The organism is Flavobacterium indicum GPTSA100-9 = DSM 17447, assembly GCF_000455605.1.
In the GTDB taxonomy this organism is placed as follows: Bacteria; Bacteroidota; Bacteroidia; order Flavobacteriales; family Flavobacteriaceae; genus Flavobacterium; species Flavobacterium indicum.
Window position 1 is genome coordinate 1506736 of record NC_017025.1, and the last position, 13629, is coordinate 1520364.

A 13629-nucleotide genomic window follows, 5' to 3' on the forward strand; every position below is an offset into this window, starting at 1 on the left:
TGTTGTTTATCCGCCAACTCGTTTAGTTTTAAACCCTTTATCTTTTAAAAATTGCATAATTTTTTCTCTATAATCGCCTTGTAAAACAATTTCACCGTCTTTAATTCCTCCACCAACAGCAAATTTTGTTTTAATTTCTTTGGCTAAAAGTTTGAAATCTTCAGGTTCACCTTCATATCCAGAAATAATCGTTGTAGGCTTACCATTTCGTTTTTCATATTTACAAATCATCGGCTCTTTTTGAATGTACAATTCATGAACCATTTCTTCAGAAGTTTCTGGTTCTTTAGAGGGTATATGATCTGGAAAAAGTTTCTTAAGTTGTTCTTGTAAATCCATAATGTGTAAAGTTACAAAAAACAAATTCCAAATTCCAAAACATAAATGTCAGGAATTTGGAATCTGTTAAAAAGATTGTATTATTATTTTTTAATCAATCCTAATTCTATTAATCTTTCAGTTAAGAATTCACCAGCTGTGATATCTTCATATAACTTTGGATTATTTTCATCAATACATTCAGGCAAACAGTTTAACGACATGTCGCTTACTGGATGCATAAAAAATGGAATAGAGAAACGAGAAGTTCCCCACAATTCTCTTGGTGGATTAACTACTTGATGGATCGTAGATTTTAATTTGTTATTGGTATGTCTAGACAACATATCACCCACATTAATCATTAATTCATCTGGTTCTGCCATAGCATCAATCCATTCACCATCATGATTTTGTACTTGTAATCCTTTTCCTTGAGCCCCCATTAATAAAGTAATTAAATTAATGTCGCCATGAGCGGCTGCACGTACAGCACCATCTTTCGGCTCATCAGTGATAGGAGGGTAGTGAATAGGTCTTAAAATACTGTTTCCATCTTTGATAAAATTATCAAAATAAAACTCATCTAAGCCAATGTATAAAGCCAAAGCTCTTAATACATAAACTCCTGTTTTTTCTAGCATTTGATACGCTTCTTTACCTACAGAATTGAAATTAGGTAATTCCTTTACTTCCACATTGTCAGGATATTCACCAGCCCATTTTGAACCTTCTGAAACATACTGACCAAAATGCCAGAATTCTTTTAAATCACCAGCAGAACGACCTTTTGCATGTTCTTTTCCAAAAGAAACATAACCTCTTTGTCCGCCAATACCAGGGATTTCATACTTTGATTTTACCTCTAAAGGTAAATTGAAAAAATTACGCACTTCAGCATACAAATTTTCAACTAATTTGTCATCTAAGAAATGACCTTTTAATGCTACAAAGCCTATTTCAGAATAAGCTTTCCCGATTTCATTTACAAATTTTTGTTTGCGTACCGGATCATCCGATAGGAAATCACGCAAGTCTACACTTGGAATTTTTTGCATTTAAAAATTATTTGTTAATAACTACAAAGTTTACAATCACTTTGTATTACAAATGTATAGAATATTTTTTTTATATATTTTGAAAAGTTATTAACATTTAACATTTCCCTATTGAAACTATTTATAACAAAAGCTGTTTAAAATGTTATTTTTATTAATTTTGGAGCACAAACAAAGAATCCACAACATTCATGATTTTTGAACGACAAAATTTAAGCAACGAAGAATTAATTAGTTTATATAAAAAACTAACTAAACCAAGATTAATTGAAGAAAAAATGTTAATCCTTTTGAGACAAGGTAAAGTTTCAAAATGGTTTTCAGGTATAGGTCAAGAGGCAATTTCTGTTGGAATTACTGCGGCTTTGGATAAAGATGAATATATTTTACCCATGCACAGAAATTTAGGTGTATTCACAACTAGAGAAATTCCTTTGCATCGTTTATTTTCTCAATGGCAAGGAAAAAAATCGGGATTTACTAAAGGAAGAGATCGAAGTTTTCACTTTGGAACACAAGAATTTAATATTATTGGTATGATTTCCCATTTAGGTCCGCAAATGGGTGTGGCTGATGGAATAGCTTTAGCCAATAAATTAAAGAAGAATGGCAAAGTAACGGCAGTATTTACTGGTGAAGGTGCAACATCTGAAGGGGATTTTCACGAAGCTTTGAACGTGGCTTCTGTATGGGATTTACCAGTATTATTTGTTATTGAAAATAATGGATATGGCTTATCAACACCTACAAATGAGCAGTATAAATGTGAAAATTTAGCCGATAGAGGTGTTGGATATGGAATGGAAAGTCACATTATTGACGGAAATAATATTTTAGAAGTTTACACTAAAATTAAAGCTTTAAAAGCTTCCATGATAGAAAATCCACGTCCTGTTTTATTAGAATTTAAAACGTTTAGAATGCGTGGTCATGAAGAAGCAAGTGGTACCAAATATGTTCCTCAAGAATTGATGGATGTATGGGCTGAAAAAGATCCGATTGAAAATTTTAGAAACTATTTAAAATTAACAGCCGTACTATCAGAAGCATTGGATGAAGAAATTCGTGCTGAAATTAAGAAAGAAATAGATGAAAATTGGGCTATTACTCAAGCTGAACCTGAATTAGTGGCTAATTTAGATGAAGAATTAAATGATGTTTACAGACCTTATGAATTTGAATCGTTCAATCATTCAGAAGAAACAGAAAACATTCGAGTTATAGATGCGATTTCATCGGCGTTAAGTCAGTCTATGGAGCGTCATGAAAACTTAGTAATTATGGGACAAGATATTGCAGAATATGGTGGAGCCTTTAAAATTACAGAAGGTTTTGTTGACAAATTTGGAAAAGAGAGAGTTCGAAATACGCCAATTTGTGAAAGTGTTATTGTTTCTGCAGCAAATGGATTATCGATTAACGGACATAAGGCTGTTGTAGAAATGCAGTTTGCCGATTTTGTATCTTCTGGATTTAATCCAATTGTTAATTTATTAGCCAAACAACACTACCGCTGGGGTGAGAATTCAGATGTAGTAGTTCGTATGCCTTGTGGAGGTGGAACTCAAGCTGGACCATTCCATTCGCAAACTAATGAAGCTTGGTTTACTAAAACCCCAGGATTAAAAGTTGTTTATCCGGCCTTTCCATACGATGCAAAAGGTTTACTGAATACAGCAATAAATGACCCAAATCCTGTAATGTATTTTGAACACAAACAACTCTATAGAAGTGTTTATCAAGAGGTACCAAAAGATTATTACACTATACCATTTGGAAAAGCAGCTGTTTTAAATGAAGGTAATGAAGTAACAATAATTTCTTTTGGTGCAGGTGTACACTGGGCATTAGAAACATTGAAAAACAATCCGGAGATTTCAGCAGATTTAATTGATTTAAGATCATTACAACCTTTAGACTGGGAAACTATTTATGCTTCTGTAAAGAAAACAAATAGAGTAATCATTTTACAAGAAGATACTTTATTTGGTGGAATTGCAAGTGATATTTCATCTATGATCATGGAAAATTGTTTTGAATATTTAGATGCGCCTGTAAAAAGAGTGGGTAGTATTGAATCGGCAATTCCATTTATGAAAGCACTAGAAGACCAATATTTACCTAAAGGAAGATTTGAAAAAGAATTGAAAGAATTATTGGCATATTAATAATTTTTAAATAAAATTATTTAAAAAAGGCATCAAATTTGATGCTTTTTTTTTTAAAACCAAACAAATGAAATCAAACTTCTACTTTACTTTTATCCTTATACTTTTATCTTGTACATCAAAAAATGAGTCTGTAAAAACTACTCTTAAAAAAAGAATTGTTGGAATTCAACCCTATGAAAATATTTCTATAGCAGAAACTAAAAAAATAGCACAAGCATTAGATAGTTTTTATGGATGTAAATCCATTGTTTTACCCCCAATTAAACATGATAAAAAATCATTTATTTCTATAAAATCTCCAAGATATAGAGCTGACAGCATTATTAGATTTCAAAATAGAACAATTCCTTCTCATGTTGATTATATAGTGGGAGTGACCAATTCAGATATTTCTACAACAAAACATGATACAAAAGGGAATATTGAAAAACCAACATGGAAATATTCCGATTTTGGTGTTATGGGATTAGCTTACAGACCGGGAAATAGTGCCATTATTTCAACATTTAGATTAAAACATAAAAACAAAAAATTAGCCTTTACACGTTTTAAGAAAGTTACCATTCATGAATTTGGTCATAATTTAGGATTACCTCATTGTCCAAATAAAAAATGTGTTATGACGGCTGCAGCAGAAAAAATCTCCACAATTGATAATGAAAATTTAGCACTTTGCAAGTCTTGTAAAAATAAAATAAATTAAAATTTATACTATAATAATTATACAAACTTAATTTTTTAATTATTTTTTTTATTTATTCAATAAAAATATGTGAAAAATTAAAGTTCATTGCATATATATCAAAAAAATAGCTGAAATTGCATGTTATTAATGTGTTGATTTAGTAAATTAGACTAATTATTAAATATTATTCAATAAATAAAACTTTTTTTTTAATTATATAAAATAATATTGAATAATAATTAAGAATAATATTTGTATATTGTTGCTAAATTAGTATATTTATGCAAAATTTATATATATGGATGTTTTAAGTTGCCCGAAATGTCAAAATACAACTGTTGTAAAAAGTGGAATCATTAAAGATCGACAACGTTATTTGTGTAAAAAATGCAATTATTATTTTACCGTAAATAAACTTGGTAAAAAGATAGATGATTACTATGTTACAAAGGCATTACAGTTGTATTTAGAAGGATTAAGTTATAGAGAAATTGAACGAATTATAGGGGTATCACATGTATCAATCAGTAATTGGGTAAAGGAATTTAAAATTAAAAAACCACCACATCCAAATTACCATCCAACCTATAAAATTTTTAAGCATGCTGAATTGGTTGAGTTTTTAAAGAACAAAGATCAATTATCAGGCGCAGGTATGATTATCACTGAATTGGGTGACAAATTTATGCTTATCAAATGGGAACGTTTTAAAGATTAATCTATATAACTTAACATAAATATATATAACAATTTTTTTCAATTGTGATTTTTTAGAATTTGGTCAAACGAAAATCGATTACTAACCAAATTAATCATTATGAAAAAAATTTTAATCGCTGCTGCATCTTTGTTATCAGCAATCTCCTTTGGTCAAGGATCTCCTGACTATGGTGGTGGTTTAAAATTAAACCTTAATCCAGAAGGGAATAAGTACATCCGATTTATTGCTTGGAATCAAGTTTGGATGCGCTCCTCACAAATGAATCCAGGAACAATGATTGGCGATGCTTCAGCATCTGCACAAGAAGATATTGGATTACGAAGACTTAGAATTTTAGCTTATGCTCAAATATCGCCGCGTTACATGATTGTAACACATTTCGGTATCAACAATCAAACTTTTACAAATGGTGGTGCTGCAGGTACTGCTGGGACTGGTGGTTACGGTGCAGGAAAAAAACCAGGTTTGTTTTTTCATGATGCATGGAATGAATATGCAGTAGTTTTGCCAAAAGAAGGTAAACCTTTTAGTTTATCAATAGGAGGTGGGCTACATTACTATATGGGATTGTCTAGAATGACTATGGCTTCAACTTTAAATTTTTTAACAATTGATGCACCTATTTTCAACTGGCCTTTAATTGATAATTCAGATCAATTTGCTCGTCAGGTTGGTATTTTTGCCAAAGGAAAATACAATAAATTAGAGTACCGATTCAGCTTAAACAAACCTTTTGCTACTTCTATAGCACCTACTAATGTAACTGATGCATCTGCGGCTGTAGCTGTTGATAACAATGGAAATGCAAGATGGTCAAAAGCTGGATATGTTGAATATCAATTCTTAGACAAAGAAGCAAACCTTTTGCCTTTTAAAGTGGGGACTTATTTAGGTACAAAAAAAGTTTTTAATATAGGTGCTGGGTTCTACACTGCTCCAAGTTCAACTAAAACTTCTGTGAACGGAGTAGTTGAAAAACATCCTATAAACTTATTTTCTGGAGATATTTTCTTAGACATGCCTTTAGGAGCTAAAGAAAAGAAAATGGCTTTAACTGCTTATAGTGTCTATTATAATTATGATTTTGGACCAAAATATCTTAGAAACATTGGTATTATGAATGAAGGAGTTGTTGATCCAACATTCACAGGGAATAAAGCATTAGCAGGTCCTGGAAATTTACAACCAATGATTGGTACTGGTTCAATTTGGTATACTCAGGCCGGATTTTTATTACCAAATAAAAATGAAAAACCTAAAGTAAGAATTCAACCTTATGTTGCTTATACAAATAAAAATTTTGATGCATTAAAGACTGGAAGTAATCAATTTGATTTAGGAACTAACTTATTCTTAGATGGTCATCATGCTAAATTAACAGCACAATATTCTAATAGACCCATTTATACTGCAGTAGATAATATAGATGGTTATAAAGGAGAATTCTTATTACAATTACAAGTATATTTATAATAACAAAAAACAAACTAAATATATAATTATGAGCGATAACAATAAAAAAGGAATTTGGAAAGTGATTTCTGCTTCCTCTATGGGAACAATGATTGAATGGTATGACTTCTATATTTTTGGAAGTTTAGCAGTAGTTTTATCTACAAAATTTTTCCCTTCAGACAATCCAACAGCAGCATTTTTATCAACATTAGCCACTTTTGCTGCGGGATTCGTAGTTAGACCATTTGGAGCTTTATTTTTTGGAAGATTAGGCGACTTAATTGGTAGAAAATACACCTTTATGGTTACACTATTATTAATGGGTGGTGCCACTTTTGTAATTGGCTGTGTTCCTAGTTATGAAACTATTGGATATGCTGCACCGGTTTTAGTATTAGTATTACGTTTATTACAAGGTTTAGCTTTAGGAGGTGAATATGGTGGTGCTGCCACATACGTAGCTGAACATGCTCCAAAAGGAGAAAAAGGATATTGGACTGCATGGATTCAAACTACAGCAACGGTTGGTTTATTTGTGTCTCTGTTAGTTATTCTTGCAACTAAATCATTATTGTCAAAAGAACAGTTTGATGATTGGGGATGGAGAGTACCTTTCTGGGTTTCAATTTTAATGGTATTTGTTTCAGTACAAATCAGAAAAAACATGCATGAATCGCCAGAATTTGCAAAAGCTAAAGCAGAAGGTAAAACAGCTACCAATCCATTAAAAGAAAGTTTTGGAAATAAATACAACTTAAAATTTGTTTTACTTGCTTTATTTGGAGCAACTATGGGACAAGGAGTAGTTTGGTATACAGGGCAATTCTATGCAATGAATTTCTTAAAAACTGTCCAAATGGTAGATGCTTCACAAGTAGAAACGTTATTAGGAATTGCTTTAGTTTTAGGAACACCTTTCTTCATAGTTTTTGGTTGGTTAAGTGATAAAATTGGTAGAAAAAACATCATGATGGTGGGAATGTTAGTAGCTATTTTATTATACAGACCTATTTATAAAATGATGTACAAAACTACAGATGTTACTCTTAAAACAGAGATTGTTGAAAAAACAAAAATGGTACCATCAATGAAAGAAATTGATGCAACAAAAATTGATTCAATTTACACAACTAACAAAGAATATTCAGACGGAACTTTATTAGAAGAAGTAAAAACAGTACATTTAGAAAACGGAAAAGTTATCTTAGATGAGAAAGGAAAAGAAAAAATTGAAACAAAAATTACAAAAAAAATCAATTCTTCTGATATGGCTTTACTAATTTTCTTAGTATTTGTTCAGGTAATATTTGTAACTATGGTGTATGGTCCAATTGCTGCTTTCTTAGTTGAAATGTTCCCAGTAAAAATTAGATACACGTCAATGTCTTTACCGTATCACGTAGGAAATGGAATTTTTGGTGGTTTATTACCTGCAATTTCAACTTATTTTGTTACAACAGCAAAAGATGCAGGAGATCCAGAGTTTTATTTAGAAGGATTATGGTATCCAATCATTATTGCTGGTATATCATTTATAATTGGTATGATATACATTGATAGAAAAATTAACACATTACACGAATAATAAACTTAAAGATATGAATGCATTAAAAAAATATTTAGGAGTAGTATGGATTTTACTTGCTGTTGCAGTAGCCTACTTTAGTATTGGAATCTTTGGAAGTAAATTAACTTCTGGTAAACAAGACGATCTAGTTTTTGGAATCATTATCTTCTTCATTTTATTGCCATTAGTCGTTACTGGATTAGCAATTTTCGGTTACTATGCAATAACAGATGAATATGAAGATTAAGTAAATAATACTTTTATAACACCTGTAAAGCTCTTGAAATTCAAGAGCTTTATTTTATTTCTATAACTATATTAATTTAGCAAAATGTTTTTTAACATCTAAAATAAATGTTATATTTTTAAGAAATTAATTTTAAAATCAATAGATAATTATTAAAAATGAAAAAAAGACATCAGCAAAAATTAGTAGTGCTTTCATTTATCCTTTTGGTAGGGTTCAATTTGCCTATTATTTTACTGTTTGATCAGTCTTCATTTATTTTCGGAATTCCAGTAATTTATATTTATGTGTTTTCCATCTGGTTTTTTTCAGTTATTCTTTCCTATCTAATTTTGAAAAGATATTATGAATAGTATTACTCTAATAATAGTTTTATTAATTTATTTAGGTTTTCTTTTTTTTGTTGCACATTGGTCAGAGAAAAAAGAAAATGTTAAATGGAGTAATAATCCTTACGTATACTCATTATCTTTAGCAGTTTATTGTACAGCTTGGACTTATTATGGAAGTATTGGAGTAGCTGCAAAATCAGGATTAGAATATTTACCCATTTATCTTGGTCCCATAATTATTATTCCTGCTTGGATAATAATACTTAGAAGAATTATTAGAATTTCTACAGTAAACAAAATTTCAAGTATTGCAGATTTTATTTCTTTGCGATATGGGAATAGTAGATTTTTAGGCGCCTTAGTGACACTTGTTTGCTTAATTGCAATCTTACCTTATATAGCACTACAATTAAAAGCAATTTCGGAATCATTTCATATAGTATCTGAAACAGAATCGAGTTTTAACATATTTGATGACACTACTACCTATGTTTCGATAGCATTAGCCATGTTTGCTTCTTATTACGGTTCAAAATATGTAGACGCCTCTGAAAAAAGAAGAGGTATTGTTACAGCAGTTGCAGTAGAAAGTATTTTAAAGTTAGTATTTTTTATTTTTATTGGTATATATGTAACATTTTTTGTTTTTGATGGCTTTGAAGACATTTATAGTAAAGCATCGAAACTTCCTTTTTTTAAAGAAAGAAACCAAATTGGTGGATTAAGTCAAGGTATAAATTGGTTTTTCTTAATTTTAATGTCGCTTTTTGCTGTTTTTTTGTTACCAAGACAATTTCAAGTTTCTGTAGTTGAAAACAATAGAGAGAGACATTTAAAAACTGCAATTTGGTTGTTCCCTTTATACCTATTGCTATTTAATATTTTCGTATTTCCAATAGCTTGGGGAGGTAATATTTTATTTGAAGGTCAATCTGTTAATGCTGATTCTTATTCCTTATTAATTCCACAGTTATTTAATAATAAATTTTTAACAATTATTGTTTTTTTGGGTGGATTTTCAGCAGCAATCTCAATGATTATTGTTGCTTGTATAAGTTTATCTACCATGTTGAGTAATAACTTATTAATTCCTTATACTTTTCTTGGAAAATTAAGTAATGAAGTGCAAGTAATTAATAATAAACAAATTATAAAAATTAGAAGAATTGGAATTTTTACTTTAATTGTACTTTCTTATCTAATTTACCGCTATTTTGCTCTGAATTATAATTTAGTTTCAATCGGATTAGTCTCTTTTGCAATAATAGCGCAATTAGCGCCTTCATTTTTTGGTGCTTTATTTTGGAGAAGAGGTTCAAAACAAGGAGCTACATGGGGTTTAATTGTAGGAGTAATTATTTGTTGTTACACGCTGCTTATTCCGTATGCCATAGGAATTTCAAGTACTGAAACAAATTTTATTAACAATGGTTTGTTCAATATTTCAATTTTAAAACCTTTTCAATTATTTGGCCTTGACTACCTACAACCTGTTCCGCACGCCTTTTTTTGGAGTTTATTATTCAATTGTATCATTTATTTTGGTGTATCTGTAAGTTTTAAAGGAAATTATCGAGAAAGAAATTATGCTGAAATGTACATTGATATTGATAAATATAGTAACAATCATGAAAATGCATTTGTATGGAAAGGAACAGCTTATACTAGTGATATAGAAAAAGTTTTAATTAAATTTTTGGGTGAAGTAAGAACAAAAAGAGCATTAACAATTTTTAATTTAAAATATAAAGTAGATACTGATTCTGAACTTGCTGATGCTAGATTAATAAAATTTGCTGAAAATTTATTAACGGGACATATTGGTACGGCATCAGCAAAAATTTTGATTTCTAGTGTTGTTAAAGAAGAGAAAGTTACACTTGCAGAGGTCTTAAAAATTCTAGAAGAATCTAATGAAAATATCATTATAAATAAAAAGTTAACGGAAACTTCAAATGAATTAAAAAAGATCACAACTCAACTACAGCAAGCAAATGAAACTTTGGTATTAAAAGACAAGCAAAAAGATGAGTTTTTAGATACGGTAACACATGAATTAAGGACTCCAATTACAGCAATTAGAGCTGCGAGCGAAATTTTATTCGATGACGACGAGATTCCTGATGAAATGAAAAAACAATTTTTACAAAATATTATTTCAGAATCAGACCGGTTGAATCGCTTAATTGACAAAATATTGGATTTAGAAAAATTTGAAACTGGAAAACAAAAAATCCATCCCGCTAAATATAATTTAATTGAAACTATAGACAAAACAATAGAGCCTCTTCAACAATTAATGAAAAACAAAAATGTGACTTTATTTCTAGAAAATAACAGGCCCGTTTATGCCTATTACGATGAAGAAAGAATTATACAAGTAATTACAAATTTAGTTTCAAATGCAATAAAATTTTGTCCTGAATTAGAAGGTTTAATCACTATACAAATTAAAGAGAAAGAAGGTTATATTCAAACTTCAATTCAAGATAACGGAAAAGGAATTCACCCTAATGATTTCGAAGTTATTTTTGATAAATTTTATCAATCTAGTAATCAAAATATAAAAAAACCAATCGGAAGTGGTTTAGGTTTAGCCATTTGTAAACAAATCATAGAACATCATAAAGGAAAAATTTGGGCTGAAAATAGTAAAAACGGAGGCGCTTGTTTTTATTTTACACTCCCAATTAATGAATAGTAAGAACCATGAATATGAAGAAAATTTTAATAGTTGACGACGAACCCAATATCATCATGTCTTTAGAATATACTTTCAAGAAAAGTAATTTTCAAGTTTTTATTGCACGTGATGGACAAGAAGCATTGGATATTTTAGAATCTGAAATCCCAGATGCTATCATTCTTGATGTAATGATGCCTAATGTAGACGGATATGCTACAATTACTGAAATTAAAAAAAATGAAAAATTAAATCACTGTAAAATAGTTTTCCTTTCAGCAAAAAATAAAGAAAGTGATATCGAGAAAGGAATAAATTTAGGTGCCAATGCCTATATGACAAAACCATTTTCTATTAAAAAATTAGTAGAAAAAATAAATGAACTTTTAGAAGAAATTTAACAATATAATATAACTATTAAAAACACTATGAATTATAATGAAATATACACCGAAAGTATTGAAAATCCTCAAGCTTTTTGGGAACAGCAAGCTCAACAAATAGAATGGTTTTCTAAACCCAGTATAATTTTATCTAAAGACAAAAATGATTATCCATTATGGTTTGAAGATGGTGAGTTAAACGCCTGCTATTTAGCTATTGATAAACATATACAAGATGGTTTTGGCGATAATATAGCCCTAATCTATGATTCCCCTGTAACACAGACAATAAGAAAATTTACATTTAGTGAAGTAAAATCAGAAGTTGCAAAATTAGCAGGTGGGTTACAATCATTAGGGTTGCAAAAAGGGGATACAACCGTTATTTATATGCCCATGATTCCTCAAGCTTTATTTGCCATGTTAGCTTGTGCTCGAATTGGAGTTACGCATTCCGTGGTTTTTGGTGGTTTTGCACCACATGAGTTAGCCATCAGAATTGATGATTGTAAACCTAAAGTAATTTTAACAGCATCATCGGGTATAGAAGTTGAACGTTTAATTGCTTATAAACCTTTAGTAGATGAAGCAATTGAATTAGCAGAACATAAACCACAGAATGTTGTTATATTAAATAGAAAATTAGGAGCTAAGATACCATTTAAAAAATACGATATTGATTATGACGCTTTAGTATACGGTTCGGAAGAAATACCTTGTGTACCCGTAAATGCTACTCATCCATTATATGTTTTATACACTTCTGGAACAACGGGTAAACCAAAAGGAATTGTTAGAGATACAGGTGGTTATGTAACGGCATTAAAGTTTTCAATGACGCATATTTATGGTGTTAAACCCGATGAAGTTTTCTGGGCAGCTTCTGATGTTGGTTGGGTAGTTGGACATAGTTTTATTACGTATGGACCATTAATTAATAGAAATGCAACCATCGTGTTTGAAGGTAAACCAATAAAAACGCCAGATGCCTCTACATTTTGGAGAATTATTTCAGAACATAAAGTAAGCACCATGTTTACTGCACCAACTGCAATACGTGCTATTAAAAAAGAAGATCCAAATGGAGATTTTATTAAACAATATGATTTAACATGTTTAAAAACGCAATTTTTAGCAGGTGAACGCTGTGATGTTGCAACTTTAGAATGGTACAATGAACATATTCCTGTGCCAGCTATAGATCATTGGTGGCAAACAGAATCAGGTTGGCCAATGATAGCGAACATGATGGGAGTTGAATATTTACCTGTAAAACCAGGTTCAGCAGGTAAAGCTGTTGCAGGTTATGATATTAGAATTCTAGGTGAAAACGGACAAGAATTAGGACCCAATGAAGAAGGATATGTAGTTATTAAATTACCATTGCCTCCGGGTACTTTATTAGATTTATGGAAAGATAATGAACGATTTAAATCTGGATACTTAAATAAATTTGAAGGCTATTATTTCTCAGGTGATGGTGGTTTTAAAGATGAAGAAGATTATATTTATATTACGGGTAGAGTAGATGATGTTATAAACGTTGCTGGACACCGATTATCTACTGCAGAAATGGAAGAAATCGTTGCTTCGCATCCAAGTGTTGCAGAATGTGCTGTAGTTGGAGCCAATGATGATTTAAAAGGACAAATTCCTTTAGCCTTTGTTGTTATTAAGTCGGGTATTGAAATGGAACATTTTCAATTAGAACACGAAGTAGTACAATTGGTACGTGAAAAAATTGGAGCAGTGGCAAGCTTACGTAATGTTGTTATCGTACAGCGTTTGCCTAAAACACGTTCAGGTAAAATTTTAAGAAAATTATTGAGAAGTATAGCTGATAAAACCGAATTTCAGATTCCATCAACTATTGATGATGTAGCAATAATAGATGAAATTCAGACAGATTTAGAGCAATATGGTTTTGGAAAGAAATAGATTTATATATATCTATTTAGCACGATTTTCAAAAACTGAATTGTTTCTTTGATTATATTTACATTATTAAA

General features: G+C 30.4%; 11 protein-coding genes. 9 read left to right on the plus strand and 2 right to left on the minus strand.

Going from position 1 to position 13629, the window contains the following annotated elements; genetic code table 11:
- Positions 1 to 6: 6 nt before the first annotated feature.
- The gene (locus KQS_RS06790; RefSeq protein ID WP_014388452.1) at positions 7 to 339 is read right to left on the minus strand and encodes a translation initiation factor; all 333 of its coding nucleotides are present in this window, start codon (positions 337 to 339) and stop codon (positions 7 to 9) included.
- Positions 340 to 422: 83 nt separating this feature from the next.
- The gene (locus tag KQS_RS06795; protein ID WP_014388453.1) at positions 423 to 1376 is read right to left on the minus strand and encodes an isopenicillin N synthase family dioxygenase; all 954 of its coding nucleotides are present in this window, start codon (positions 1374 to 1376) and stop codon (positions 423 to 425) included.
- Between the two features lie 191 nt (positions 1377 to 1567).
- Between KQS_RS06795 and KQS_RS06800 the strand changes: the two genes are divergently transcribed.
- From KQS_RS06800 to KQS_RS06840, 9 genes are all read left to right on the plus strand, one after another.
- On the plus strand, positions 1568 to 3544 hold the full coding sequence (locus KQS_RS06800; protein ID WP_014388454.1) for an alpha-ketoacid dehydrogenase subunit alpha/beta: 1977 nt from the start codon (positions 1568 to 1570) through the stop codon (positions 3542 to 3544).
- 67 nt (positions 3545 to 3611) lie between these two features.
- On the plus strand, positions 3612 to 4250 hold the full coding sequence (locus KQS_RS13985) for an archaemetzincin (RefSeq protein WP_014388455.1): 639 nt from the start codon (positions 3612 to 3614) through the stop codon (positions 4248 to 4250).
- 280 nt (positions 4251 to 4530) lie between these two features.
- Entirely contained in the window at positions 4531 to 4950 is a 420-nt protein-coding gene (locus KQS_RS06810) for an IS1/IS1595 family N-terminal zinc-binding domain-containing protein (protein ID WP_014388456.1), read from the plus strand.
- Positions 4951 to 5049: 99 nt separating this feature from the next.
- Positions 5050 to 6426 carry a hypothetical protein gene (locus KQS_RS06815; RefSeq protein ID WP_014388457.1) on the plus strand — a complete coding sequence of 459 codons (1377 nt, stop codon included), beginning with the start codon at positions 5050 to 5052 and terminating at the stop codon, positions 6424 to 6426.
- 28 nt (positions 6427 to 6454) lie between these two features.
- Positions 6455 to 7993 (plus strand): MFS transporter, encoded by a 1539-nt coding sequence (locus KQS_RS06820; RefSeq protein ID WP_014388458.1) that lies wholly within the window; start codon positions 6455 to 6457, stop codon positions 7991 to 7993.
- Positions 7994 to 8006: 13 nt separating this feature from the next.
- Positions 8007 to 8222 (plus strand): DUF6814 family protein, encoded by a 216-nt coding sequence (locus KQS_RS06825; RefSeq protein WP_014388459.1) that lies wholly within the window; start codon positions 8007 to 8009, stop codon positions 8220 to 8222.
- 345 nt (positions 8223 to 8567) lie between these two features.
- Positions 8568 to 11255, plus strand: a complete 2688-nt coding sequence (locus KQS_RS06830; protein WP_014388461.1) for an ATP-binding protein — start codon at positions 8568 to 8570, stop codon at positions 11253 to 11255.
- 14 nt (positions 11256 to 11269) lie between these two features.
- Entirely contained in the window at positions 11270 to 11638 is a 369-nt protein-coding gene (locus KQS_RS06835; RefSeq protein WP_041252243.1) for a response regulator transcription factor, read from the plus strand.
- A 27-nt stretch (positions 11639 to 11665) separates the two neighbouring features.
- Positions 11666 to 13558, plus strand: a complete 1893-nt coding sequence (locus KQS_RS06840) for an acetate--CoA ligase (protein ID WP_014388463.1) — start codon at positions 11666 to 11668, stop codon at positions 13556 to 13558.
- Positions 13559 to 13629 lie beyond the last annotated feature (71 nt).

Excerpts from the sequence above, each read along its gene's own strand:
- KQS_RS06840 (WP_014388463.1), top strand. The coding sequence starts at position 11,666 with ATGAATTATAATGAAATATACACCGAAAGTATTGAAAATCCTCAAGCT.
- KQS_RS06810 (WP_014388456.1), top strand. The coding sequence starts at position 4,531 with ATGGATGTTTTAAGTTGCCCGAAATGTCAAAATACAACTGTTGTAAAA.
- KQS_RS06815 (WP_014388457.1), top strand. The coding sequence starts at position 5,050 with ATGAAAAAAATTTTAATCGCTGCTGCATCTTTGTTATCAGCAATCTCC.
- KQS_RS06800 (WP_014388454.1), top strand. The coding sequence starts at position 1,568 with ATGATTTTTGAACGACAAAATTTAAGCAACGAAGAATTAATTAGTTTA.
- KQS_RS06825 (WP_014388459.1), top strand. The coding sequence starts at position 8,007 with ATGAATGCATTAAAAAAATATTTAGGAGTAGTATGGATTTTACTTGCT.
- KQS_RS06795 (WP_014388453.1), bottom strand. The coding sequence starts at position 1,376 with ATGCAAAAAATTCCAAGTGTAGACTTGCGTGATTTCCTATCGGATGAT.
- KQS_RS06790 (WP_014388452.1), bottom strand. The coding sequence starts at position 339 with ATGGATTTACAAGAACAACTTAAGAAACTTTTTCCAGATCATATACCC.
- KQS_RS06830 (WP_014388461.1), top strand. The coding sequence starts at position 8,568 with ATGAATAGTATTACTCTAATAATAGTTTTATTAATTTATTTAGGTTTT.
- KQS_RS06835 (WP_041252243.1), top strand. The coding sequence starts at position 11,270 with ATGAAGAAAATTTTAATAGTTGACGACGAACCCAATATCATCATGTCT.
- KQS_RS13985 (WP_014388455.1), top strand. The coding sequence starts at position 3,612 with ATGAAATCAAACTTCTACTTTACTTTTATCCTTATACTTTTATCTTGT.
- KQS_RS06820 (WP_014388458.1), top strand. The coding sequence starts at position 6,455 with ATGAGCGATAACAATAAAAAAGGAATTTGGAAAGTGATTTCTGCTTCC.